This window comes from Streptomyces sp. NPDC054975 (genome assembly GCF_053609105.1).
The window spans coordinates 18,573-42,215 of record NZ_JBSGWV010000007.1 but is presented as its reverse complement, the minus strand read 5'-3'; the positions used below and the strand labels follow the sequence as shown (position 1 = coordinate 42,215).

At 71.2% G+C, this 23,643-nt stretch carries 20 protein-coding genes; 15 read left to right on the top strand and 5 right to left on the bottom strand.

Annotation, left to right across the window (positions count from 1 at the left end):
- Positions 1-137: 137 nt before the first annotated feature.
- The gene (locus ACWF79_RS10545; protein WP_453727679.1) at positions 138-1,514 is read left to right on the top strand and encodes an NAD(P)/FAD-dependent oxidoreductase; all 1,377 of its coding nucleotides are present in this window, start codon (positions 138-140) and stop codon (positions 1,512-1,514) included.
- A 73-nt stretch (positions 1,515-1,587) separates the two neighbouring features.
- Here ACWF79_RS10545 and corA read toward each other — a convergent pair whose 3' ends face one another.
- On the bottom strand, positions 1,588-2,673 hold the full coding sequence (corA, locus tag ACWF79_RS10540) for a magnesium/cobalt transporter CorA (RefSeq protein WP_453727806.1): 1,086 nt from the start codon (positions 2,671-2,673) through the stop codon (positions 1,588-1,590).
- A gap of 180 nt (positions 2,674-2,853) precedes the next feature.
- Between corA and ACWF79_RS10535 the strand changes: the two genes are divergently transcribed.
- Positions 2,854-4,245: a serine hydrolase domain-containing protein gene (locus ACWF79_RS10535; RefSeq protein WP_453727678.1), complete on the top strand. Its 1,392-nt coding sequence runs from the start codon at positions 2,854-2,856 to the stop codon at positions 4,243-4,245.
- Positions 4,246-4,277: 32 nt separating this feature from the next.
- On the opposite strand, the gene ACWF79_RS10530 is transcribed toward ACWF79_RS10535, so the two are convergent.
- From ACWF79_RS10530 to ACWF79_RS10520, 3 genes are all read right to left on the bottom strand, one after another.
- Entirely contained in the window at positions 4,278-4,874 is a 597-nt protein-coding gene (locus tag ACWF79_RS10530) for a hypothetical protein (RefSeq protein WP_453727677.1), read from the bottom strand.
- 125 nt (positions 4,875-4,999) lie between these two features.
- Positions 5,000-5,962 carry a tellurite resistance/C4-dicarboxylate transporter family protein gene (locus ACWF79_RS10525; protein WP_453727676.1) on the bottom strand — a complete coding sequence of 321 codons (963 nt, stop codon included), beginning with the start codon at positions 5,960-5,962 and terminating at the stop codon, positions 5,000-5,002.
- Positions 5,963-6,067: 105 nt separating this feature from the next.
- On the bottom strand, positions 6,068-6,979 hold the full coding sequence (locus ACWF79_RS10520) for a carbohydrate kinase family protein (protein WP_453727675.1): 912 nt from the start codon (positions 6,977-6,979) through the stop codon (positions 6,068-6,070).
- A 133-nt stretch (positions 6,980-7,112) separates the two neighbouring features.
- Between ACWF79_RS10520 and ACWF79_RS10515 the strand changes: the two genes are divergently transcribed.
- Positions 7,113-8,039 carry a universal stress protein gene (locus tag ACWF79_RS10515; RefSeq protein ID WP_453727674.1) on the top strand — a complete coding sequence of 309 codons (927 nt, stop codon included), beginning with the start codon at positions 7,113-7,115 and terminating at the stop codon, positions 8,037-8,039.
- 103 nt (positions 8,040-8,142) lie between these two features.
- On the opposite strand, the gene xylB is transcribed toward ACWF79_RS10515, so the two are convergent.
- Positions 8,143-9,708, bottom strand: a complete 1,566-nt coding sequence (gene xylB / locus ACWF79_RS10510; protein WP_453727673.1) for a xylulokinase — start codon at positions 9,706-9,708, stop codon at positions 8,143-8,145.
- Positions 9,709-9,854: 146 nt separating this feature from the next.
- Here xylB and xylA point away from each other — a divergent pair, with 146 nt between their 5' ends.
- From xylA to ACWF79_RS10450, 12 genes are all read left to right on the top strand, one after another.
- Entirely contained in the window at positions 9,855-11,039 is a 1,185-nt protein-coding gene (gene xylA, locus ACWF79_RS10505) for a xylose isomerase (RefSeq protein WP_453727672.1), read from the top strand.
- 206 nt (positions 11,040-11,245) lie between these two features.
- On the top strand, positions 11,246-11,893 hold the full coding sequence (locus ACWF79_RS10500; protein WP_453727671.1) for a GntR family transcriptional regulator: 648 nt from the start codon (positions 11,246-11,248) through the stop codon (positions 11,891-11,893).
- The gene (locus ACWF79_RS10495) at positions 11,890-12,798 is read left to right on the top strand and encodes a dihydrodipicolinate synthase family protein (RefSeq protein WP_453727670.1); all 909 of its coding nucleotides are present in this window, start codon (positions 11,890-11,892) and stop codon (positions 12,796-12,798) included. The genes ACWF79_RS10500 and ACWF79_RS10495 overlap by 4 nt, the downstream gene beginning before the upstream one ends.
- Positions 12,786-14,537 carry an L-arabinonate dehydratase gene (gene araD, locus ACWF79_RS10490; RefSeq protein ID WP_453727669.1) on the top strand — a complete coding sequence of 584 codons (1,752 nt, stop codon included), beginning with the start codon at positions 12,786-12,788 and terminating at the stop codon, positions 14,535-14,537. Before ACWF79_RS10495 ends, araD begins: the two co-directional genes overlap by 13 nt.
- A gap of 91 nt (positions 14,538-14,628) precedes the next feature.
- The gene (locus ACWF79_RS10485; RefSeq protein WP_453727668.1) at positions 14,629-15,588 is read left to right on the top strand and encodes a carbohydrate ABC transporter permease; all 960 of its coding nucleotides are present in this window, start codon (positions 14,629-14,631) and stop codon (positions 15,586-15,588) included.
- On the top strand, positions 15,585-16,427 hold the full coding sequence (locus ACWF79_RS10480) for a carbohydrate ABC transporter permease (protein WP_453727667.1): 843 nt from the start codon (positions 15,585-15,587) through the stop codon (positions 16,425-16,427). Before ACWF79_RS10485 ends, ACWF79_RS10480 begins: the two co-directional genes overlap by 4 nt.
- Positions 16,428-16,432: 5 nt before the next feature.
- Positions 16,433-17,599: a Gfo/Idh/MocA family protein gene (locus ACWF79_RS10475; protein WP_453727666.1), complete on the top strand. Its 1,167-nt coding sequence runs from the start codon at positions 16,433-16,435 to the stop codon at positions 17,597-17,599.
- Positions 17,596-18,435 (top strand): DUF6807 domain-containing protein, encoded by an 840-nt coding sequence (locus tag ACWF79_RS10470; protein WP_453727665.1) that lies wholly within the window; start codon positions 17,596-17,598, stop codon positions 18,433-18,435. The genes ACWF79_RS10475 and ACWF79_RS10470 overlap by 4 nt, the downstream gene beginning before the upstream one ends.
- Positions 18,432-20,129: a family 43 glycosylhydrolase gene (locus tag ACWF79_RS10465; protein ID WP_453727664.1), complete on the top strand. Its 1,698-nt coding sequence runs from the start codon at positions 18,432-18,434 to the stop codon at positions 20,127-20,129. Before ACWF79_RS10470 ends, ACWF79_RS10465 begins: the two co-directional genes overlap by 4 nt.
- Positions 20,126-21,466: an ABC transporter substrate-binding protein gene (locus ACWF79_RS10460; protein ID WP_453727663.1), complete on the top strand. Its 1,341-nt coding sequence runs from the start codon at positions 20,126-20,128 to the stop codon at positions 21,464-21,466. The genes ACWF79_RS10465 and ACWF79_RS10460 overlap by 4 nt, the downstream gene beginning before the upstream one ends.
- A 104-nt stretch (positions 21,467-21,570) precedes the next feature.
- On the top strand, positions 21,571-22,287 hold the full coding sequence (locus ACWF79_RS10455) for a rhamnogalacturonan acetylesterase (protein ID WP_453727662.1): 717 nt from the start codon (positions 21,571-21,573) through the stop codon (positions 22,285-22,287).
- A complete protein-coding gene (locus ACWF79_RS10450; protein WP_453727661.1) occupies positions 22,284-23,576 on the top strand; it encodes a pectate lyase family protein in 1,293 nt (430 codons plus the stop codon). Before ACWF79_RS10455 ends, ACWF79_RS10450 begins: the two co-directional genes overlap by 4 nt.
- Positions 23,577-23,643 lie beyond the last annotated feature (67 nt).

Below are 23,643 nucleotides of genomic sequence, written 5' to 3'. Positions count from 1 at the left end.
CTTCTATCACACTATGCCCAAATACCTACCGATATCTCCCGCTTTGCAGTCACCCCTTCGGCGGACAATCCGGGTTCCGAATCGGCCGGAGAGGTTAGGAGAGGCCTCAACGACCGACGACCCGGGAGGCGGGCATCGTGACTCGACCGAAGATTCTCGTGGTGGGCGCCGGCTTCGCCGGGGTCGGCTGTGTACAGCGGCTGGAACGGCGGCTCACCGAGCGCGAGGCGCAGATCTCGCTGCTTTCGCCCTACTCGTACCAGCTCTATCTGCCGCTCCTGCCCCAGGTCGCGGCCGGCGTCCTCACGCCGCAGTCGGTCGCCCTGTCGCTACGGCGCAGCAAGCGGCACCGCACACGGATCATTCCGGGCGGCGCGGTCGGCGTGGACACCAAGGCGAAGGTCTGCCTGGTACGGACGATCTCGGGCGAACTCGTCGCCGAGCCGTACGACCACCTGGTGCTCGCGCCCGGCAGCGTGACCCGCACCTTCGACATCCCGGGGCTGAGCGAGCACGCGCGGGGCATGAAGACGCTCGCCGAGGCGGCCTACATCCGCGACCACGTCATCGCCCAGCTGGATCTGGCGGACGCGAGCCAGGACGACGCGGAGCGCGCGGCCCGGCTCTGCTTCGTGGTGGTCGGCGGCGGTTACGCGGGAACGGAGACGGCGGCCTGCCTGCAGCGGCTGACCCACCACGCGGTCCAGCGCTATCCGCGCCTCGACCCGGCGCTGATCAAGTGGCATCTGGTCGACCTCGCGCCCAAGCTCATGCCCGAGCTGGGCGACAAGCTGGGCGCCGCCGCGCTGGACATCCTGCGGCGGCGCGGCATCGAGGTCTCGCTCGGTGTCTCGGTCGCCTCCGTGGACGACAAGGCGGTGACGCTCACCGACGGTCGGGTGCTCCCGAGCCGCACGCTGATCTGGACGGCCGGCGTGGCCGCCAGCCCGCTGATCGGCACCCTGGGCGCGGAGACGAACCGGGGGCGGCTGGTGGTCGGGCCCGACATGGTGGTCCCCGGCATGGACGGCGTGCACGCCCTCGGCGACGCGGCCGCCGTACCGGACCTGGCCAAGGCCGAGAAGGACGCGATCTGCCCGCCCACGGCGCAGCACGCCATGCGCCAGGGCAAGCAGGTCGCCGACAACCTCGTCGCGACCCTGCGCGGCGAGCAGACGTACCCGTACTACCACCGGGACCTCGGTCTGGTGGTGGACCTGGGCGGCCGGGACGCCGTCTCGAAACCGCTCGGGATCGAGCTGCACGGCATGCCGGCCCAGGCGGTGGCCCGGGCGTACCACTGGGCGGCGCTGCGGACCAATGTCGCCAAGACACGGGTGATGACGAACTGGCTGCTCAACGCCGTGGCCGGGGACGACTTCGTCCGTACGGGGTTCCTGGCCTCACGGTCCGGGAAGCTCGCCGACTTCGAGTACACCGACGCGTACCTCACGCCCGATCAGGTACGGGCTCACACCGCCGCGCTGCGGGCCGAGGTGTCACCAGGGTCGTGAGCCCGGGCGAGCGCCGCGAGGACCGGTCCACAGGAGTTCCCGGCCGGTTCGGCCGATGGGGCGGGCCGTGGTCTCACAGCCAGCCGTTGCGGCGGAAGCTGCGGTGGAGGAGGAAACAGGCCACGGCCATCACGCCCACCACGAGCGGGTAGCCGAAGGTCCAGCGGAGCTCGGGCATGTGGTCGAAGTTCATGCCGTACACGCCGCAGACCATCGTCGGCACGGCGATGATCGCGGCCCAGGCGGTGATCTTCCGCATGTCCTCGTTCTGGGCGACGGTCACCTGGGCCAGATGGGCCTGGAGGATCGAGTCGAGGAGCGCGTCGAAGGAGGTGATCTGTTCCGTGATCCGCGAGAGGTGGTCGGCGACGTCGCGGAAGTACGGCTGGATCTCCGCCGAGACGAGGGACAGCGGCTGCGCGGCCGCCAGGGACTGGAGCGGACGGTCGAGGGGAGCCACCGCCCGCTTGAGTTCGAGCAGTTCCCGCTTGAGCTGGTAGACGCGGCCGGCGTCACCACGGGAGACCTGCTCGCTGAAGACGGCGGTCTCGACGGCGTCTATGTCGTTCTGCACGGCGTCGGCGACGGCGAGGTAGTCGTCCACGACGTGGTCGGCGATGGCGTGCAGCACGGCCGCGGGCCCCTTGGCGAGCTGGTCGGCATCCGCCTCCAGCGCCTCCCGCAGCGGGCCGAGTGAACCGTGGCTGCCGTGCCGGACGGTGATGACGAAGTCCGGCCCGGTGAAGACCATGAGCTCACCGGTGTCGACGACCTCGCTGGTGGCCGTGAGCTCCTCGTGCTCCACGTAGCGGACGGTCTTGAAGACGGCGAAGAGCGTGTCGTCGTACCGTTCCAGCTTGGGCCGCTGGTGGGCGTGGACGGCGTCCTCGACGGCCAGCGGATGGAGCCCGAACAGCTCGGCGAGCCCGGCGAACTCCTCGACGGACGGCTCGTGGAGCCCGATCCAGACGAACCCGTCGCCGGACTTGCGGACCCGTCGCACCGCCTCCTCGGCGGGACATGACCCGCGCTGCCGCGCCCCGTCCTCGTACAGCACGCAGTTGACCACCGAGCTGCCCAGAGGCGAGCGGGCGGGGTGGCTCAGGTCGACGGTCCGACGGTACGCACGGCGGACGCTACGCCTCAGATTGCGGATGATGGGCACGCGGGACTCCTTGGGACGATCAGCGGCCAGTGTGCCACCGTCGCACCTCGGGCGGGACTCCTGACAAATGTCACACGTTCCTGTGCACAAGATCCTCCCGAGGGCGGACGGCGTGCCTGGCGGGCGCGTCGAGGATGGAACCACTGCCAACAACGAGGGAAACAGGTTCCATTCATGACCACCCACCGCAGGGCCTCCCGGTCCGTCGTCGCCGCTGCCGCGCTGGTCGCGCTCTCCGCCACGGCGTTACCGGCGCAGTCCGCCGTCGCCGCCGAGCCCGGCTCCCCCACGGCCGTGTCCGCCGTCTCGGCGGCCGCCACCGGCCATCGTCTGGACCGCGCGGCGCTGCGCGGCTCGCTCGACGCCTTCCACAAGGCGGGGATGTACGGCGCCTATTCGGCCGTCCGCGACGGCTCGGCGCAGTGGCGGGGAGCCACCGGGGTCGCCGACATCGACAGCCGCCGCCCCACGCGGCCGGACTTCGAGCACCGGGTCGGCAGCATCACCAAGACCTTCACCGCCGTCGCCGTCCTCCAGCAGGTCGGCGACGGACGCATCGACCTCGACGCTCCCGTCGGCCGCTACGTCCCCGACATCGTGTCCGGGGAGCGGGGCCGGCAGGTGACCGTCCGGATGCTGCTGAACCACACCAGTGGCATAGCCGATTACGTGCTGCCCGCCTTCCCGGGCATCCTGGAGAACCCCGGCAAGGCCCTCGACGAGAACCGCCTGCGCCACATCGCCCCCGAGGAACTCGCCCGCCTCGGTCTCGCCGCCCCGCCCGTCGCGGAGCGTGGGACGCACGCGTACTCCAACACCAACTACATCCTGGCCGGGCTGATCCTGGAGCGGGTGACCGGGCAGAAGGCCGAGGCGTACATCACCCGGAATGTCATCCGCAAGGCCGGGCTTCGCCACACCTACTTCCCGAACTCGCCGTTCACCAAGGGCCCGCACGCGAGCATGTACGAGTCGTTCTTCGGTCTGATCGACCCGCCGCGCGACTACAGCGTCACCGACATGTCGTGGGCGGGCACGGCCGGCGCACTGGTGTCGACGACGAGCGACCTCAACGAGTTCTACCGCCGGCTGCTCGACGGCCGGCTGCTCGACGCGGCGCAGCTGCGCGAGATGAAGACCACCGTCCCTGCGTACAAGACCGAGCCCGGCGAGGAGGCGCTGATGCGCTACGGCCTGGGCATCTACACCCTCAAGATGCCGAGCGGCGGCTGGTACTGGGGCCATGACGGTGCTGTCTTCGGCGCGGGGACCTGGGCCCTGTCCACCGAGGACGGCCGACGCCAGGTCGCCATCGGCTACAACCTCATGAAGTACCAGCGCTTCGACGAGCAGGGCCGTCCGCTGCCGGATCCCATCACCGAGGCGCTGTACGCCCATGTCGACGGCGCCCTCGCCGGCACCACCGCCCCCTCGCGCGGCGCGGTCCCGCAGCGCGCACAGGACGCGGCCGGTACGCCGGGTGCGCGGAGTGCGCCGCGTGCGAAGTCGCTGCCCGACATGCCGATCGGCCCGGACGCGCTCCACCAGGCGTCTCTCCGGTCGTAGCGCCACACCGTTCCGCGGGGAGGACCGGGCCGTCACCTGGACTGCAGGGCGTCCAGGGCGACGGCCTGGGCTATGGCCAGGCGGCGGTCGAGGTGCTCGTCGTGGATCGTCAGGACGTAACGGTCCCGCAGGCCCAGGCGCTTCTGCACCGACATGACGGGGCTGTCCGACCGGGCGAAGTCGAAGTGGTACGGCCAGGCGAACGGCAGGACGTCGACGAACGGAATGATGCCCCAGGCCCGGCGCAGGACGGCCACGGCCATGTTGCGCTCGACGCCCGTCGTCTCGGCCGCCGCCCCTTCCTCGCTCATGTGCCAGGTGCTCCGCAGCAGGGAGGCGGCGAAGTTCTTGCGGAGGCTGCCGACGGGGGCGCCCGAGGCCGCGCGGATGTCGTACGTCGCGCCGAGGTCCACGACCTGGCGGGCCTGGAAGGTGAAGAGGACCTGCTTCTGCGACTCGTCCGTGTAGAACGTGATCCGTTCCTTCAGGGCCAGGCGCTTCTGGTGCGCGAACGCGACGATCTCGCCCTCGGCGCCGTCCGGTCCGGCCGCGTGGACCACGTAACGGTTGGCCATGGGCGTGAGCTTCTGGCTGATGTGAAAGCGGTGCTGCGACTGCTCAAGACCCACGGTGCACTCCACGCTCGTCGTCTGCTTCCTCGGCTTGTCGACGATGGTCGCCTGCCGGGAGCACCCGTCGCAGTCATCGAAAGTCGTTGCCCGGCGATACGAACGGCTCGCGTCTCCCTCGGCCTTCAGGTCGTGTGCCCGCCCGGGGAGACGACGGCCCGTCGGGGGGCCGCCCGGACCGTCCCGGCGAACGTGACGAGCCAGGCCGCCGCCGCGATCCACAGGAGGGCCTGGCCGAGGCCGTCGAGCCATCCGATGACGGTGGCCGCCGAGGTCGACAGGCAGGCGACCGCCGTCATCCCCATCGGGAAGACGCTAGCCCAGCGTCGTACGTCATAGCCCGGGCGGCGCCGCAGCAGTTCGGCGCCGAGCAGGGTGAGGTACCAGGCGAGGTCGGCGGCCAGCAGGATCAGGGTGACCGTCCGCAGGGCGGTGTGGACGCCCGTGCCCGCCCACACGCCGGTGGCGAGAAGCTTGGAACCGGCGAGCGCGGAGATGGCGAGGGCGCCACCGGCCACCCACTGGTCTCCGGCGCCCTCGGTGATCTGTCGGAAGTCGAACCGGAACAGGGCGACCGGATAGAGCAGCAGTCCGAGGACGAAGAAGACCAGGGCCGTTGGCGCGAGCCAGTCCCCGGCCGAGACGGCGAGGGTGGCGCCGAGGACCACGAGTCCCTGCGTGGCGACGCAGATCAGGAAGACCCCGCCCGGCATACGGCGCCACAGGTGCGTCAGCACCGCCATGAGCAGCGGTGCCCACAACACGGCGGCCAGCGCCAGGAGGACGTCGGCCACCGTGGTCCAGCCGAAGGCCGCCACCCGTACGCCGAGCACGGTCGTCGCGGCGACGGCGGTCAGGGCGGGAGGGGTGTCGGCCTCCGCGACCCAGCGGTAACGGCTGTACAGCAGCCGGGTGGCGAAGTCGCACGCGAGCAGCAGCCACACGAGGGCCGCGAGGCAGAGCAGCATGCGGGACACCGCTTCACGGCCGGTCAGATGGAATCCGACCGAGAGGATGCCGGTGGCCATCACGGCGGAGCCCGCGGCGGGCGGCAACTCGGCCCACCAACGGGCTACCCACTCCTTCATGCCCCTATCGCACCGGCTGCCCACGGGCCTCGCCACTCGGACACCGGACATGAGGCGCGGGGCGGCCGTACCCGTCGGCCGCTCCGCTCCGACCTCGGCCCTCGGTCAGCCTCCTGCCGCCACCAGGAGCGCTTCGGGGGTGATGAGGGCCGTGGAGCCCGGGGCCGTACAGGCGTAGGCACCGGAGATCGACCCCAGGCGGGCGCAGGTCAGGACGGACTCGCCGGCCAGCCGGCCGTGGAGGAAGCCGCTGACGAACGCGTCGCCGGCGCCGTTGGTGTCCACGACGGGGGCGTGCGGGGCGATGGCCGGGACGTGGTGCGGCGTCGGGCCTCCGTCCCGGGTGAGGACGTAGGAGCCGTCCGCGCCCGCCGTGGCGACCACGGTCCGCGCGCGGCCCTCGCGCAGGATCTCCCGCATCAGCGCCGGCGTGCCGTCGCCCGCCCTCGCCGCGCTGAAGAAGACGAGGTCGGAGCGGAGGGCGAATTCCCGGTGGTGGTCCGCCAGGCCGTCCCAGTCGTGCAGGTCCGTGGAGACGGGGACGCCGAGGTCCTCGAGGTCGTCGTACAGGAACCGCGCGAAGTTCATGATCGAGACGTGGACGTGGCGCGCACGGCGCAGTTGGGGCAGGTAGTGCTCCCTGGGCATGCGCAGGTCCGCAGGGTCCCGGCCGTCGTAGAAGGACATCCGGCGTCCGGTCGCGTCGACGAGGTTCACCGCGCGCCGCGTGCCGGCGGGTGAGATCACGGGGTGGAACTCGACGTCCCCCTCGGCCATGCGCTGCCGTACGAGCGTGCCGATCCAGTCGTCGCCCACGCAGTCGAGCAGGGCGACCCGCAGGCCCAGGGCCCGTGTGCCGAGGGCCACGTTCCCGCCGGTGTGCCCGGGCCACTCCTCGATCGGTCCCACATGGACCGAGTCGGCGAGGGGGACGGGCAGGGTGTCCACACGGATGACCGTGTCCACTCCGCTGCCACCGACCACCACGACGTCGTACCGGTCGTTCTGTTGACTCACTGCTGCCGCCTCTCCGGTCCCGCCGCGCCCAGTATGCTGCGCCGCTCGAGAGGCAAGGGCCGACACGGGTCCGAAGGTCCGATACGCGTAGTTCCGATACGCAAAGAACCGGTACAGGGGTAATCATTCCCCTATGGATGAAAAGCCGGTGGTCGTCGGTGTGGACGGGTCGGAGCACAGCCAGCTGGCCCTCGTGTGGGCCCTGGGCGCAGCGCGGCGGCTCGACGCTCCCCTGGTCGTCGCCCATGTGCGCTCCGAGGCTCTGCAGCTCGGTACCGCCCGGATCGCCTCGGAGCTGGGCGAGAACCCCAACATCCCCGATACGGTCCTCAACGGCGTCGCCGCCTGGATCGAGGGGCAGGACTCACCGGTGCCGGTACGGTACGAGTCGCTCGACGGCACGGTGCCCGACGCGCTCCTCCAGATGGCCCGGACGGCGCGCCTTCTGGTGACCGGTTCCCGTGGACGCGGCGGCTTCGCGAGCCTGCTGCTCGGTTCCGTCAGCCGGTCGCTGGCGTCGTCGGCGCCGTGTCCGGTCGTCGTGGTGCCGCACGAGGAGCGCACGGTGCCGTCGGAGAGCGGGACGGAGGCGGGCCGGGTCCTCGTCGGGCTCCACCCGGAGGAGACCGCGGACGAGGTCCTCGACTTCGCGTTCCACGCGGCCCAGCAGCGTGGTGTGACGCTGGAGGTGGTGACCGCCTACCGGCTTCCGCCCTCGCCGGTCATGCTGGTCGGACCGCCCTCGCCCGCCCTGCAGGTGCCCCCGCCGCTTCCTTTGGACGACGAGACTCCCGAGCTGGTCCGGGACACCGTCCGGCTCCAGGAGGACCGGCTGCGGCCCTTCACCGAGAGGTACCCGGACGTCCAGGTCGCCCCTGTGGTCGTACCGGCGGACGCGGCGGGGCGACTGGTCGAGGGCTCCCGCAGCGCGGACCTCGTGGTCGTGGGCCGCCACCGCAGGTACCGGGTCGCGTCGCTCCTCATGGGCTCGGTCGCCCACGCCGTACTGCACCACGCCCACTGCCCGGTCGCGGTGGTACCGCCACCGGCCCCTTCGTAACCGCGGGCTTCTTCGTACCGCCCGCCCCTTCCTGGCGGTCCGGTCTCTTTCAGCCGTCCGCCCCTTCCTAGCTGTCCGCCCCCTCCCAGCCACCCGCGCCTTCCTAGCCACCCGCGCCCCGACGGCCTCCCTCACATGACGGCGCCCGCACATCGCGGGCGCCCGACTCCCCCGAGCCTCCTCGGCCGAGGAGGCTCGGCGTCGCGCGGTCGAGGACCGAGGCGATCCGGTTCCAGGTCTCCTCGTCGCGGGCGACCGGCGGGAGGGTCTCCCCCTCGCCCGCGCCCCAGGCCCCGGCGATCGCGACCGGGTCCTCTCCGGTCGCGGCGGAGGCGGCGAGGGCGGCCGCGCCGAGGGCGACGAGTTCGGTCGCGGCCGGGACCACCAGGGGCCGGCCGGAAAGCCTCCGGATCGTCTCCCTCCAGGCACTGCCCTGCGCGCCGCCGCCGATGAGGCGCAGCGGACGGTCCCGTACCGCCGGGTCGGCGGGGTCGAGACCGCAGGCGGCGAGGAGGTCGTCGAGTGCGCGAAGGACGGTGAAGGCGGCGCCCTCGTAGGCGGCGCCGAGGATGGCGCGCGGGGTGGTGGTGTGGCGCAGGCCGGTCACGAGGCCGGTGGCGTGGGGGAGGTCGGGGGTGCGTTCGCCGTCGAGATAGGGCAGGACGACCACTCCGTCGCCGGGTGCGGTGTCCTCACGGTCGAGGCCGAGCAGCTCGGCGAACCGGTCGACGGCCAGCGAGCAGTTGAGGGTGCAGCCGAGGGGCAGGTACGTGCCGTCGGCGGCGGCGAACCCGGCGAGTCCGGCGGAGGCGGGACGGGTACGGGTGGCGGCGAAGACGGTGCCCGAGGTGCCGAGGCTGACGACCGGATGGTCGAGGAGCCCCGCACCTCCGAGCCCCAGGCCGACGGCCGCGGCCATGTTGTCCCCCGTACCGGCGGCGACGGCGACGCCGGGCGGCAGTCCGAGCGCGCCGGCGGCGTCCGGGGTGAGCGTGCCGACGCGGGTCGCACCGCTCGCGGCGACGACGGGCAGGAGGGCCGGGTCGAGGCCGAGGAGGCGGAGGATCTCCGGGTCGTAGGCGTGGGACGCCGTGTCGTACCAGCAGGTGCCGGAGGCGTCTCCGGGGTCGGTCGCGGCGACGCCGGAGAGGCGCTCGGTCAGGAAGTCGTGGGGCAGCCGGACGGCCGCCGCTGCGGCCGTGACGGACGGTTCGTGGGCGCGCAGCCACTGCCAGGTGGTGGCGGTCATGGAGGCGACCGGTACCGAGCCGGTGCGGGCGAGCCAGGGGTCCGGGCCGCCGAGCGCGGCGGTGAGTTCGGCGGCCTGCGGCGCCGACCGGGTGTCGTTCCAGAGCACGGCGGGGCGGAGCGGGCGGCCTGCCGCGTCGAGGACGACGAGGCCGTGCTGCTGGCCGGCCACGGCGATGCCGGTGACGGCGCGCGGAGGCACGTCCGCGGCGGCGAGGGCGGTCGCGACCGCCTCGCCCAGCGCGGACCACCACTGCTCCGGGTCGCTCTCCCGCGCTCCGTCCTCCCCCGTGACCGCGTGCGCGGCCCGCCTGACGGCGCGTACGGCACCGGTGGCGGCGTCCACGACGACCGCCTTGGTGGACTGGGTCGAGCTGTCCACGCCGATCACCACCGGGGGTGTGGTGCCCGTCGCCGCCATAGGTCTCACCTTTCGTCGAACCGCGTGGCCACTCTGGCGCGGGATCGCCCCGTGGCGTATTAGTTATCTCAGAAAACAAATCGAGGGGCCAGGCCCAGCCACACCCCTCTTCCGCCGTCCACGCAACAGAAGAGGGACAGACGACCATGACGGAACACTCCTCCCCCGCGCCCTTCTCCCCCACCCCCGAGGACCGGTTCACCTTCGGCCTGTGGACCGTCGGCTGGCAGGGGCGCGACCCCTTCGGCGAGGCCACCCGCCCCGCGCTCGACCCCGTCGAGTCGGTCGAGCGGCTCGCCGCACTCGGGGCGTACGGCGTCACCTTCCACGACGACGACCTCATCCCCTTCGGCGCGTCGGAGGCCGAGCGCGAGGCGGTCGTGAAGCGGTTCCGGGACGCCCTCGACCGCACCGGCCTCAAGGTCCCCATGGCGACCACCAACCTCTTCACCCACCCCGTCTTCAAGGACGGCGCCTTCACGGCCAACGACCGTGACGTGCGGCGGTACGCCCTGCGCAAGACCATCCGCAACATCGACCTCGCCGTCGAGCTCGGCGCCACCACCTACGTCGCCTGGGGTGGCCGTGAGGGCGCCGAGTCGGGCGCGGCGAAGGACGTCCGGGTCGCGCTCGACCGGATGAAGGAGGCCTTCGACCTCCTCGGCCAGTACGTCACCGAGCAGGGCTACGACCTCCGGTTCGCGATCGAACCCAAGCCCAACGAGCCGCGCGGCGACATCCTCCTGCCCACCATCGGGCACGCCCTGGCCTTCATCGAGCGCCTGGAACGCCCCGAACTCGTCGGCGTGAACCCGGAGACGGGCCACGAGCAGATGGCCGGGCTCAACTTCCCGCACGGCATCGCCCAGGCCCTGTGGGCCGGCAAGCTCTTCCACATCGACCTCAACGGCCAGTCGGGCATCAAGTACGACCAGGACTTCCGCTTCGGGGCCGGTGATCTGCGTCAGGCGTTCTGGCTGGTGGACCTGTTGGAGGCGGCGGGGTACGAGGGGCCGCGGCACTTCGACTTCAAGCCCGTTCGCACGGACGGCTTCGACGGCGTGTGGGAGTCGGCGAAGAACTGCATGCGCAACTACCTGATCCTGAAGGAGCGCGCCGCCGCCTTCCGCGCGGATCCCGAGGTCCAGGAGGCGCTGACCGCCTCCCGACTGCACGAACTCGCCCTGCCCACGGCGCCCGACGGCCTCTCCGGTCTGCTCGCGGACAGCGGCTCCTTCGAGGACTTCGACGTGACGGCGGCTGCCGAGCGGTCGATGGCCTTCGAACGGCTGGACCAACTCGCCCTGGACCACCTGCTCGGCGTGCGCTGACCACAGCCGGCGACCAGGGACAAACAGACCACCGGCACGCAGACCACCGGTAGGACAGAGGCCCACTCACGGAACGAAGGCCAGCAAGCGCTTTCTAGAAATCGTGCGCGAAGCATTGACGAAGCGTCAACGCCCCCTTAGCTTCAACGGCGTTGCACTTCGTACGTCATATATGAGACGCGATACACGAGATCTGAGAGTGCGTCATGGCCTTCGCCCCCAGCCCCATCCCGTCCCGCACCCAGTACGTCCTGGAGGCGATCAAGCACGACATCCTGACCGGCGGACTGAGTCCCGGCCAGGCCTTGGTGGAGACCGAACTCGCCGCCCGTTTCGGGGTGTCGAAGACGCCGGTGCGCGAAGCCCTCAAGACGCTCGCCGGCAGCGGCCTCGTGGTGATGAGCCAGTACAAGGGCGTGACGGTACGGATGGTGGACGCCGACATGGCACGCTCCGTCTACGACGTACGGCTGCTCCTGGAGCCGGAGGCCGTACGCCGTACCGTCCTCGCCGGCTCGCCGCTCGACGAGGCGCGTGACGCGCTCCGGCGGGCCGCGACCGCCGAGGACCCGGCCGAACGCTCCCTGGCCAACCGGGACTTCCACCGCGCTCTCTACCTGCCCTGCGGAAACCCCCTGCTCGGCCGGATGCTGGACGAGGTCCGCGACCAGGCCGCCCTGGTGTCGACCGTGGCATGGGCCTCGACGCCCTCCTGGGAGCGCGAGGCGGCCGAGCACGAGGAGATCCTGCGACTCGCGACCGCCGGTGACTCCGCCGGCGCCGGCCTCGCCGTCCACGACCACATCGCCTCCTTCGTCGAGCGCGCCTTCCCCGAAGACGGAGTGACCGAGTGACCAGGGATTTCGAGACAGAGAAGGCCGCGCTCGCCGATGTCGTGGCGATCCCCGTGACACCGTTCGCGGAGGACGGCTCGGTGGACACCGACGCCCTGCGCGCGCTGTTGCGTCGGCTGCTCGACGGTGGCGTGCGCACGCTCACGCCGAACGGGAACACCGGCGAGTTCTACGCCCTCGCTCCCGAGGAGCGCCGCCTCGTCACCGAGCTGACCGTCGCGGAGGCCGGTGACCGCGCGGTCGTCCTGGTCGGTGTCGGCCACGACGTGCCGACCGCCGTGGCCGCCGCTCGGCACGCCCGGGAGACCGGAGCACGCATGCTGATGATCCATCAGCCCGTGCATCCGTACGTCTCCGAGGACGGCTGGGTCGACTACCACCGCGCGGTCGCGGAGGCCGTCCCCGAACTCGGCGTCGTACCGTACATCCGTCAACCGCGGCTGAGCGGGACACGGCTCGCCGAGCTCGGTTCCTTGTGCCCGAACGTGATCGGCGTGAAGTACGCCGTACCGGACGCCTCGCGCTTCGCCGGCTTCGCCCGCGACGCCGGTCTGGACCGCTTCGTCTGGGTGGCGGGGCTCGCCGAGCCGTACGCCCCCTCGTACTTCGCGAGCGGCGCCACCGGCTTCACGTCGGGTCTCGTCAACGTCGCCCCCTCGGTGTCGCTGGAGATGCTCGACGCGCTGCGGGGCGGGGACTATCCGACCGCGATGAAGGTGTGGGAGCGGATCCGCCGGTTCGAGGAGCTGCGGGCCGCCAACGGCAACGCCGACAACGTCACGGTCGTCAAGGAGGCGCTGGCCGCGCTCGGCCTGTGCCGGCGTGACATCCGCCCGCCGAGCCGCGAACTGCCCGGGTCGGCCCGCGCCGAGGTCGCCGCCATAGCCGCCGGATGGCAGACGTGAGCGCGCACGACTCCCCGGACGGGAGGAGGCCCGAGGAGCTGCGCAGCCATCGCTGGTACGGGACGGAGGGACTGCGCTCGTTCAGCCACCGCGCCCGTACGCGGCAGCTCGGCTATCTCCCGGAGGAGCACCTGGGCAAGCCGGTGATCGCGGTCCTCAACACCTGGTCCGACATCAACCCGTGCCATGTTCATCTGCGCGACCGCGCCCAGGCCGTGAAGCGCGGAGTGTGGCAGGCGGGCGGCTTCCCGCTGGAATTCCCCGTCTCCACCCTCTCGGAGACCTTCCAGAAGCCGACGCCGATGCTCTACCGCAACCTCCTCGCCCTGGAGACGGAGGAGCTGCTGCGCTCGTACCCCGTGGACGGGGCGGTGCTCATGGGTGGCTGCGACAAGTCGACCCCGGCCCTGCTGATGGGTGCGGCGTCGGTGGACCTGCCGACCGTGTTCGTGCCGGCCGGGCCGATGCTGCCGGGCCACTGGCGCGGCGAGACGCTCGGCTCCGGTACGGACATGTGGAAGTACTGGGACGACCGACGGGCCGGTCTGATCGGCGACGACGAGCTGGCCGAGCTGGAGAACGGGCTCGCCCGCTCCCCCGGGCACTGCATGACGATGGGCACGGCGTCCACCCTCACCGCCGCGGCGGAGACGCTCGGGGTGACGATGCCCGGCGCGTCGTCGATCCCCGCGGTCGACTCGGGCCACGAGCGCATGGCGGCCGCCTCCGGGATCCGGATCGTCGAGCTGGTCCGGCAGGACCTGCGGCTCTCACGGATCCTGACCCGGGAGGCGTATGAGGACGCGGTCGCCGCCGTCCTGGCGCTCGGCGGGTCGACGAACGCCGTCATCCACCTGATCGCCATGGCCGGCCGGTCCGGGGTGAAGCTGACCCTGGACGACTTCGACCGGATCGCGCGGACGGTGCCGGTCCTCGCCAACCTCCGCCCCGGCGGCCGGTATCTGATGGAGGACTTCCACTTCGCCGGGGGCATGCCCGGCTTCCTCTCGCGTATCACGGATCTGCTCCATCTCGACCGGCCGACGGTCGCCCGCACGACGCTGCGGGAGCAGCTCGACGGCGCCCTCGTGCACAACGACGAGGTCATCAGGGAGCGTTCGCGCCCGCTCGCGGACGAGGGCGGGGTGGCGGTGCTGCGCGGCAACCTGTGCCCGGACGGCGCGGTGATCAAGCACATCGCCGCAGAGCCGCGGCTGCTCAAGCACACCGGGCCCGCAGTGGTCTTCGACGACTACCGCACCATGCAGCGGACGATCGACGATCCTGCGCTCGGGATCACCCGGGACCATGTCCTGGTGCTGCGCAACTCCGGACCCAAGGGCGGGCCGGGGATGCCGGAGTACGGCATGCTGCCGATCCCCCGCCATCTGCTGGAGCAGGGCGTACGGGACATGGTCCGGATCTCCGACGCCCGGATGAGCGGGACGAGTTACGGCGCCTGTGTGCTCCACGTGGCACCGGAGTCGTACGTCGGCGGGCCGCTCGCGCTCGTCCGCACCGGCGACCTCATCACCCTGGACGTCGAGGCACGCACGCTCCATGTGGACGTCGACGAAGAGGAATGGGAACGCCGGCGGGCCGAGTGGGCTCCCCCGCCGAAGCGCTACGAGCGCGGCTACGGCGCGCTGTACTCCGAGCAGATCTCCCAGGCCGACACCGGTTGCGACTTCGAGTTCCTGGCCAGACCGGGAACGACCCCGGATCCGTACGCGGGCTGACGCCCCCACCCGGCCCACCCGCCGTTTCATCCGTTCGGCATTTCGAACATCGTCCGCGTAGCGCTTCGCGCCCGAGAACGGAGCCGCCGTCATGGCCACAGCCGTGACCCCGCCGCCCAAGGCGGCCACTTCACCCGAGACACCCCCGGCACCCGCGCGTCGCCGCCGCACGGGAGCGGCACCACGCCGTCTGCCGTATCTGCTCATCGCCCCTGCCGCGCTGCTGATGCTGGGCTTCATCGCCTACCCCGTGCTCAGCGTCTTCTACTACAGCCTGCAGCACTACAACCCGACGAAGCCCTGGCGGAACGGCTTCGCCGGATTCGACAACTTCACCCGGATCTTCACCGATGATCCGCACTTCTGGGGAACGCTGACCTTCAGCCTGAAGTGGGTCGCCGTCGAGGTCACCCTGCAGCTGCTCTTCGGACTCGCGCTGGCCCTGATCGTCAACCAGACCTTCGTCGGGCGGGCGCTCGGCCGGGCCCTGGTCTTCTCCCCGTGGGCCGTGTCCGGGGTCCTCACCTCGGCGATCTGGGTGCTGCTCTACAACTCGCAGACGGGCATCACCCGTTACCTCGCCGACCTGGGCATCGGCGAGTACGGGACGTCCTGGCTGTCCGACACGTCCACGGTCTTCTCCGCGGTGGTCGTCGCCGATCTGTGGCGCGGGGTGCCGTTCTTCGCGATCCTCATCCTCGCCGACCTCCAGTCCATTCCGAAGGATCTGTACGAGGCGGCGGAGGTCGACGGAGCGGGCCGGATACGGCAGTTCGTCCACATCACACTGCCGCACCTGAAGGACGCGATCATCCTCTCCACCCTGCTGCGCGCGGTGTGGGAATTCAACAACGTGGACCTGCTCTACACCCTGACGGGCGGCGGCCCCGCCGGCGAGACGACCACGCTCCCCCTCTACATCGCCAACACCAGTGTCGACGCCCACAACTTCGGTTACGCCTCCGCCCTGACGACGGTGGCGTTCGTGATCCTTCTCTTCTGCTCGATGGTCTACCTGCGCCTGAGCAAGTTCGGAGGCGAGAGCAAGTGACCACCTTGAGCCCCACACGTCGGCGCGCCTGGGACGAGGTTCCCCGCTGGCAGATCTACCTGCCGCTCGGCATCTACCTGCTCTTCACCCTGATCCCCTTCTACTGGATCCTGCTCTTCGCGGTCCGCCCGACGGGTTCCACCTCGCTCCTGCCGTGGCCGATGACGACGGCGCACTTCGAGAAGGTGTGGACCGAGCGGGCCTTCGGCACCTTCTTCCAGAACAGCCTTCTCATCGGCCTGGCGACGCTGGTGACGACCACCGTGGTCGCCCTCGCCGGCGGCTACGCCCTGGCGCGGTTCGACTTCCGGATCAAGAAGGGCTTCATGCTGGCCCTGCTCTGCTCCCAGTTCGTCCCGGGCGCGCTTCTCCTCGTTCCGCTGTTCCAGATCTTCGCCAACCTCAGCATGATCAACTCGCTGGGCAGCGTCATCATCGCGGAGACGGTCTTCCAACTGCCGCTGTCGATGATCCTGATCAGCGGCTTCATCAGGAACGTGCCGTACTCCTTGGAGGAGGCGGCCTGGGTCGACGGCTGCAGCCGGTTCAGCGCCTTCCGCATCGTGGTGCTGCCGCTGCTGCGCCCGGGTCTTGTGGCCGTCGGCTCGTTCGCCTTCGTCCACTCCTGGAACCACTTCCTGTTCGCGCTCATGTTCCTCAGCAGCCAGGAGAAGCAGACCATCCCGGTCGGCCTCAACACGCTGATGGGCGCGGACAGCGTCGACCTCGGCGCGCTGGCCGCCGGTGGTGTGATCGCCGCCCTGCCCGTGGTGATCGTGTTCGCCTTCATCCAGAAGTGGCTGGTCACCGGCTTCAGCGCCGGGGCGGTGAAGGGATGACCCCCATGACCACGGCCCGCGAACCGTTTCCCGTCGTCCTGGCCGGCGCCCGCGGCCACGGGCGGTCCCATCTGGTCAACATCCGCCGGCTCGAACGCCTCGGCCTGGTACGGCTCGCCGGTGTCTGCGAGTTGCGGCCCCTGGACGCCGCGGAACTGGACGGCTTCGGTACGCCCGAGCAGTCCGCCGACCTCGACGCGCTGCTCGCCTCGACGGGCGCCCGGATCGCTGTCGTCTGCACCCCGATCCAGACCCACACCGACCTGGCTTTGATCGCCGCCCGCCGCCGGGCCCATCTTCTTCTGGAGAAGCCTCCGGCTCCCTCGTACGCCGAGTTCCGGCGGATGGCGGACGGGGTGGCCGCGGCCGAAGTGGCCTGTCAGATCGGTTTCCAGTCGCTCGGCTCCCATGCCGTTCCCGCGATCCGGCGGCTGATCAGGGAGGGCGCCATCGGCGAACTCCTCGGCGTCGGTGGAGCGGGGGCCTGGGTGCGCGACGAGGGGTACTTCCGGCGTGTTCCGTGGGCCGGCCGGCGGCGGATCGGCGGCGTCGACGTCGTCGACGGCGCCCTGACCAATCCGCTCGCGCACGCCGTGGCGACCGCGCTCGCCCTGGACGGCAGCACGCGGGCCGAGGACGTCGAGCTCATCGAGACGGAGCTGCTGCGGGCCCACTCCATCCAGTCCGACGACACGTCGTGCGTACGGATCCTGACCACCCACGGCACCCAGGTCACCGTCGCGGCGACGCTCTGCGCCGAGACGGCCTCGGATCCGTACGTGGTCGTCCACGGCACCCGGGGTCGGATCACCTTCTGGTACAAGCAGGACAGGGTGCTGCTTCAGCGGGCCGGGCACGGCCCGGAGGAGTCGGTCCACGGGCGGACCGACCTTCTGGAGAACCTGGTCGCCCATCTCACCGACGGCGCCGACCTGCTCGTACCGCCCGAGACGACCGGCGCGTTCATGCGGGTCGTCGAGGCGGTCCGGCTCGCTCCCGACCCGATGGAACTCCCCACGGACGCCTGGCACTCCGAGCCGGGCGAGAGCGCGCCGCGCCGGGTGGTGCACGGCATCGGCGGCCTGGTCGCCGCAAGCGCCGACACCCTCAGCCTCTACTCCGAGCTCGACGCCCCCTGGGCGCCACCGACGGCGAAGACGGTGTCCCGATGAACGCCCCGACGGTGCTGCGCTGCGCCGGGCGCACGGTCGCCCGCTACGTCCTGCGGCCCGAGCTCGCCCCCGGTCACTCACCGCGCCCCCATCTGCATCCCGTCTCCACCCTCGGCGGCGTCACCGTCACCGAGCAGTTGCCCGGGGACCATCCGCACCACCTGGGCGCCGGGGTCGCCGTCCCCGACGTCGCGGGGTTCAACTTCTGGGGCGGGCGCACCTTCGTCCGCGGCCAGGGCCCGACCGCCCTCGACAACCACGGCGTGCAGCGGCACGACGGTTTCGAGCTCCACGAACCGGACCGCTTCGTGGAGGAGTTGAGCTGGATCGCCGAGGAGCGCGTCCTGGTCCGTGAGCACCGTACGGTCGCGGCCACCCCGCTCGACGACACCGCCTGGGCGCTGGACCTCACCTTTTCGCTGGCCAACGCGGCGGGCGAGGAGCTGTCCTTCGGCAGCCCGGCCACGAACGGCCGTCCCGGGGCCGCCTACGGCGGATTCTTCTGGCGGGCACCGCTGGAGGACGCCGTGCCGGAGGTCTTCGGCGCGGACGCCGAGGGCGAACGGGCCGTGCACGGCGCCCGCGCCGACTGGGTCGCACTCGCCGGCCGGAACTGGACCCTGGTCTTCGCCGGAGCCACCGAGGAGACCCGGCGCGACCCGTGGTTCGTGCGCGCCGCCGAGTACCCGGGGGTCGGATCCTCGCTCGCCTCCGACGAACGGCTGGTGCTCGCGGCGGGCGGAACGCTGGTACGCCGCGTGGTCACCGTCGTCGCCGACGGGCGGCTCGACCGGGACACGGCGACCGCGCTCGTCCGCAAGGCGGTGACCGGATGAGCGGGGACGTACGGGCGGAGGGCCAGGCCGTACCGACCGGGGAGCGGGCCGTATCAACCGGGGAGCGGGCCGTACGGACCGGCGACCTGCCCCTTCCGAGCGGGGACCAGGCCGTACCGACCGGCGATCAGGCCCTACCGACCGGGGACCTCGGCAACGGGACGTACCGCAACCCCGTTCTCGCCGCGGACTGGTCCGACCCGGACGTCGTGCGGGTCGGCGAAAACTTCTACCTGACCGCGTCCAGCTTCGGCCGGGCACCCGGCCTGCCGCTCCTGCACTCCCGCGACCTGGTCAACTGGACACTGGTCGGCCACGCCCTCGAGCGTCTCCTCCCGGAGACCTCCTTCGCCACCCCGCAGCACGACCGCGGGGTCTGGGCTCCCTCGCTGCGTCACCACGACGGTCGGTTCTGGATCTTCTGGGGCGACCCGGACCACGGCGTCTGGCAGACCAACGCCCCCTCCGTACGCGGAGAGTGGAGCACTCCGCATCTGGTGAAGGCGGGCAGGGGCCTGATCGACGCCTGCCCGCTGTGGGACGAGACGACGGGCGAGGCCTACCTCGTCCACGGCTGGGCCAAGTCCCGCTCTGGCGTCAACAACCGTCTCACCGGGCACCGGATGAGCGCCGACGGCACCGAACTCCTCGACGAGGGCAGGACGATCGTCGACGGCGATCTCCTCCCGGGCTGGTTCACCCTGGAAGGCCCCAAGCTCTACCGGCACGACGGCTGGTTCTGGATCTTCGCCCCCGCCGGCGGCGTCGCCACCGGCTGGCAGGGCGCCTTCCGCTCCCGATCCTTCTTCGGCCCGTACGAGGAGCGGGTGGTCCTGGAGCAGGGCGGTACGGACGTCAACGGGCCGCACCAGGGCGGCTGGGTCCGCACCGGGCGCGGCGAGGACTGGTTCCTGCACTTCCAGGAACGCGGGGCCTACGGCCGGGTCGTCCATCTCCAGCCGATGCGCTGGGACGGCGACGGCTGGCCGGTCCTCGGCGACGAGGGTGCTCCCGTTCTCGTCCACCCCAAGCCCGCGCTGCCGCCGCAGCCCCCGTCCGCTCCCGCCACCGACGACGACTTTCCCGGCGGCCGGTTCGGGAGGCAGTGGCAGTGGACGGCCAATCCACGCGCCGGCTGGACGACCCAGCACTCCGCCGACGGTCTGCGGCTCGGCTGCGGCCGTACGGAGGAGACCCACGACATCCGTCGGCTGCCGCACGTCCTCACCCAGCGTCTGCCCGCCCACCCGTGCGTCGTCGAGGTCGACCTGCGCCTGGACAGTCAGGAGCCCGGTGCCCGCGCCGGGGTCGCGATGCTCGGCGACGCGTACAGCTGGATCGGGCTGGAGCGGCAGACGGACGGCGCCAGCCGTCTGGTGCACCGTTTCGCGCCGGTCTCGGCCGACCGGGAGAGGGACGCGGCCTTCTCCCGGCCCGCGCCCGAGGACCGGGCCCGGCTACGGATCGAGGTCGGCGCGGGGGCGCGCTGCCGGTTCTCGTACGACACCGGCGCGGGCCACGTCCGCTCCGGTCAGGTCTTCGCCGCCACCCCCTGGCGCTGGGTCGGCGCGCTGATCGGCCTGTTCGCCGCCGCTCCGCCGGGCCCAGGCCCGGCCGGCACGGCCGACTTCACCACCTTCCGCATCACCCTCCCGAGTGACCCGCACTTCCCGAGAGAAGAGAGCCGACGATGACCATCTTCCGCAGCGGACGGCGCAGAGCCGCCAGTGCCCTCGCCCTGACCACCGTCCTCGCGCTGACCGTCACCGCCTGCGGCGACGACGGCAGCGGCGCCGCAGGTGACAAGGGCGCCGAAGGGTCGGGCAAGGGAGAGATCACCTTCTGGGACAACAACGGCGGTGTCCGCACCGACGTCTGGAAGGAGATCATCAAGGACTTCGAGACGGCGAACCCCGACATCAAGGTGACGTATGTCGGGATCGCCTCGACCGAGGTGCAGTCCAAGTACGACACCGCCATCCAGGGTGGCGGCCTGCCGGACGTCGGCGGCGTCGGTGCCGCGATGCTCGCCGGGATCGCCGCGCAGAACGCCCTGGAGCCGCTCGACGCCCGGATCGGGTCGAGCGCGCTGAAGGACAAGCTCAACGCGGGCATGGTCGAGAGCGTGAAGTCGGCCGGCGGGCAGGGGAAGCTGTTCACCGTTCCCACCTCCGCGAGCAACGGCGTCCTCTACTACCGCACCGACCTGTTCAAGACGGCCGGCCTGGAGGAGCCCACCACCTGGTCGAAGTTCTACGCGGCGGCCGACAAGCTGACGGCCAAGGACAAGAACCGGTTCGGCTACACCATCCGCGGCGGCGCCGGCTCCATCGCGCAGGCCCTGGACGCCATGTACGGCCAGAGTGGCATCACCAGCTTCTGGAACGGCGACACGACCACGGTCAACGACCCGAAGAACGTGGCGGCCCTGGAGAAGTACGTCGGCCTCTTCAAGAAGAACACGCCCGCGGCCGACGTCAACAACGACTTCACCAAGATGGTCGCCCAGTGGGACAGCGGCGAGATCGGCATGCTCAACCACAACCTGGGCTCCTACAAGGACCACGTGAAGGCGCTGGGAACCGAGAAGTTCCGCGGCATCCCCAACCCGACGACCGACGACGGCACCCGGGTGCAGGTCTCCAACCCGGTCGACGGGCTCGGGCTGTTCTCCTCCAGCAAGAACAAGGCGGCGGCCTGGAAGTTCATCGAGTTCGCCGCCTCGCACCAGTCCAACAGCAAGTGGAACGAGTCGGCCGGTGCCATCCCGGCCAACACGGACGCAGCGAAGGACGCCTGGATCCAGAAGGCCGAGCCGACGAAGCTCGCCGCCGAGGTGCTGTTCAGCGGCAAGGCTCAGATCGTGCAGCTGCCCTACTACCTGCCCGACTGGAACACCATCTCCAAGGCCGACAACGAGCCAGCCTTCCAGAAGGTGCTGCTGGGCACGTCCACCGCCAAGGAGTTCCTGGACAGCCTGGCCGAGCAGCTCAACACCGCGCAGGCCGAGTGGAAGTCGCAGAACAAGTGAGGCCCGCCCCCACCCGCCGTCGGGTGGTCGCCGCCGGGGCGGGTCTCGCACTCACCCTGGCCGCGGCCCCCGCGACGGCGGCCTCCCACCGAGGACACCACCGCATGCGCACCCTCCACATCGCCGGCGACTCCACCGCCGCCCAGAAGTACGCCGACGCGGCGCCCGAGACCGGATGGGGAATGGCGCTGCCCTTCTTCCTCCACAAGGACATGGCGGTCGTCAACCACGCGGTCAACGGCCGCAGCACGAAGAGCTTCCTCGCCGAGGGCAGGCTGGACGCGATCCTGAAGGCGATCCGGCCCGGCGACCTCCTGCTGATCCAGTTCGGCCACAACGACCAGAAGGTCGCCGACCCCACCCGCTACACCGAGCCCTGGTCCACCTACCAGGACAACCTTCGCCGGTACGTCGCCGGTGCACGGGAGCGCGGGGCCCTGCCCGTCCTCGCCACCTCGGTCGAGCGGAGGAGGTTCGACGCCCGCGGCACGGCTCTGCGGACCCTCGGGGAGTACCCGGCCGCCATGCGGGCCGTGGCCCAGGAGGAGGGCGTCGACCTGCTCGACGTCGAGGAGCTGTCCCTGGCGCTGTGGCAGCAGTTCGGCCCGGAGAAGACCAAGACGTACTTCAACTGGACGCCGACCGAACAGGACAACACCCACTTCAACCCGCCCGGCGCCATCGCCGTGGCGCGGCTGGTCGCGGCCGAGCTGCTGCGCACGCGGGTGCTCGCTCGGAGCGACACCCGCCGTCTCGACGAGGCGATCCCCGCCGAGTGGATCACCTGGCCCGATGCCGAACCCGAGGAGAACCGACCATGACTGGACGCGGAAATCTGTGCCTGATGGGAGCGACCGCTCTCGTCCTGAGCCTCACGGGCGGACTGATGGGTCCGGCGACCGCCCAGGCCGCGTCCGATCCCGCCCGCCGCACGCTGCCCGCCGGGGACGGCTGGGGCTCGGTGGGCACGGGGACGAGCGGCGGCGCGGCGGCGGCCGCCTCCCGGGTCTTCACCGTCTCCACCTGGGAGGAGTTCCGGGCGGCCCTCGCCGTTCCGGGCACCGAGCCGAGGATCGTCAAGGTGAAGGGGACGCTGAACGCGACCGCCGCCGGCTGCTCGGCGTTCGAGGCTCCCGGCTACGACTTCGACCGCTATCTCGCCGACTACGACCCGGCCGTGTGGGGCTACGAGAACGTCGTGAGCGGCCCGCAGGAGGACCTGCGGGCGGCCTCCGCACAGGCACAGGGCAAGGCGATCAAGGCGTACGTCCCCGCCAACACCACCATCGTGGGCGTGGGCAAGGACGCCGGAATCATCGGCGGCAGCGTGCAGATCCAGGGCGTCGACAACGTCGTGATCCGCAATCTGACCGTCGAGAGCCCGCTCGACTGCTTCCCCCAGTGGGACCCCACCGACGGAGCCACCGGGGCATGGAACTCCGAGTACGACAGCATGGTGGTGTACGGCTCCACGCATGTCTGGATCGACCACAACACGTTCACCGACGGTGCCCACCCGGACAGTTCGCTGCCCAGGTACTACGGCGAGGTGTACCAGCAGCACGACGGCGAGCTGGACATCGTGCGCGGCGCCGACCTGGTGACCGCGTCCTGGAACGTCTTCGCCGACCATGACAAGACGCTGATGATCGGCAACAGCGACAGCGCGGGCGCCACCGACCGCGGCAAGCTGCGGGTCACGCTGCACCACAACCTCTTCACGAACGTGATCGAGCGGGCGCCACGGGTCCGGTTCGGCCAGGTCGACGCGTACAACAACCACTTCGTGGTGCCCGCGTCCGGGTACGCGTACAGCCTCGGCGTCGGGCAGGAGTCCCAACTCGTCGCCGAGAAGAACGCGTTCACCGTGCCGGCGGGCGTCGGTGCGGGCAAGATCCTCAAGAAGTGGAAGGACGCCCCGGTCACGACCGCGGGCAATCTCGTCAACGGCAGGCCCGTCGACCTCCTCGCGGTCCACAACGCGGAGTTCCCTGGCGAGATCCTGCGTGACGGTGCCGGCTGGACGCCCACGCTGCGTCCCCGGGTCGACGACCCGCGCGCCCTGCCGGGCCTCGTCGGCCACCGCGCGGGCGCGGGCCGGCTCCGCTGACCGGAGGCGGGGGCCGCGGGGCCACCCGTCCGGCCTCGCCGCCCCCGCCTCCTTCCTCTCACCTTTC

What these genes read in the sequence shown, in the direction of transcription:
- ACWF79_RS10535 (WP_453727678.1), top strand. Translation starts at nt 2,854, where the DNA reads ATGACCACCCACCGCAGGGCCTCCCGGTCCGTCGTCGCCGCTGCCGCG.
- ACWF79_RS10525 (WP_453727676.1), bottom strand. Translation starts at nt 5,962, where the DNA reads ATGAAGGAGTGGGTAGCCCGTTGGTGGGCCGAGTTGCCGCCCGCCGCG.
- ACWF79_RS10515 (WP_453727674.1), top strand. Translation starts at nt 7,113, where the DNA reads ATGGATGAAAAGCCGGTGGTCGTCGGTGTGGACGGGTCGGAGCACAGC.
- xylB (WP_453727673.1), bottom strand. Translation starts at nt 9,708, where the DNA reads ATGGCGGCGACGGGCACCACACCCCCGGTGGTGATCGGCGTGGACAGC.
- xylA (WP_453727672.1), top strand. Translation starts at nt 9,855, where the DNA reads ATGACGGAACACTCCTCCCCCGCGCCCTTCTCCCCCACCCCCGAGGAC.
- ACWF79_RS10500 (WP_453727671.1), top strand. Translation starts at nt 11,246, where the DNA reads ATGGCCTTCGCCCCCAGCCCCATCCCGTCCCGCACCCAGTACGTCCTG.
- araD (WP_453727669.1), top strand. Translation starts at nt 12,786, where the DNA reads ATGGCAGACGTGAGCGCGCACGACTCCCCGGACGGGAGGAGGCCCGAG.
- ACWF79_RS10485 (WP_453727668.1), top strand. Translation starts at nt 14,629, where the DNA reads ATGGCCACAGCCGTGACCCCGCCGCCCAAGGCGGCCACTTCACCCGAG.
- ACWF79_RS10475 (WP_453727666.1), top strand. Translation starts at nt 16,433, where the DNA reads ATGACCACGGCCCGCGAACCGTTTCCCGTCGTCCTGGCCGGCGCCCGC.
- ACWF79_RS10470 (WP_453727665.1), top strand. Translation starts at nt 17,596, where the DNA reads ATGAACGCCCCGACGGTGCTGCGCTGCGCCGGGCGCACGGTCGCCCGC.
- ACWF79_RS10465 (WP_453727664.1), top strand. Translation starts at nt 18,432, where the DNA reads ATGAGCGGGGACGTACGGGCGGAGGGCCAGGCCGTACCGACCGGGGAG.
- ACWF79_RS10460 (WP_453727663.1), top strand. Translation starts at nt 20,126, where the DNA reads ATGACCATCTTCCGCAGCGGACGGCGCAGAGCCGCCAGTGCCCTCGCC.
- ACWF79_RS10455 (WP_453727662.1), top strand. Translation starts at nt 21,571, where the DNA reads ATGCGCACCCTCCACATCGCCGGCGACTCCACCGCCGCCCAGAAGTAC.
- ACWF79_RS10450 (WP_453727661.1), top strand. Translation starts at nt 22,284, where the DNA reads ATGACTGGACGCGGAAATCTGTGCCTGATGGGAGCGACCGCTCTCGTC.